Below are 564 nucleotides of genomic sequence, written 5' to 3'. Positions count from 1 at the left end.
CCGATCTGCAAGGTGTTGCCGATCGCCCCCTCGACCTACCATGCCCATGTGGCCAAGCGGCGCGATCCCGCCAAGCTGTCGGCGCGAGCCAGGCAGGACGCCGCGCTGAAGATCGAGGTTCGGCGCGTCTTCGATGAGAACTTCTCCATCTACGGCGCGCGCAAGGTGTGGCGGCAGCTCAAGCGAGAAGGCTTCGATGTTGCTCGTTGCACGGTGTCGCGATTGATGCAGGACATGGGTTTGCAGGGGGTTATCCGCGGCAAACCGGTTAAGACCACGATCAGCGACAAGGCCGCGCCATGCCCGCTGGATCACGTCAACCGCCAGTTCAGGGCGCCAAGGCCGAACGTCCTTTGGCTCTCCGACTTCACCTATGTCGCGACCTGGAGCGGATTCGTCTACGTCGCCTTCGTCATCGACGCCTATGCCCGCAGGATCGTGGGCTGGCGGGCCTCGCGCACGGCGCACGCCAGCTTCGTGCTCGATGCGCTGGAGCAGGCCCTGCACGATCGCCGACCGGTCCACCGCGGCGGGCTCGTGCATCATAGCGATAGGGGTAGCCAA

At 64.9% G+C, this 564-nt stretch carries 1 protein-coding gene; it reads left to right on the top strand.

Features of this window, described 5'->3' with window-relative positions:
* Window positions 1-564 (top strand): IS3 family transposase (locus tag AC0L3A_RS40905; protein WP_473256604.1); only part of this gene is annotated, 564 nt, incomplete at both ends.

It is taken from the genome of Bradyrhizobium sp. MI1.3, from assembly GCF_055811695.1.
This window is presented reverse-complemented; position numbering and strand designations above follow the sequence as displayed.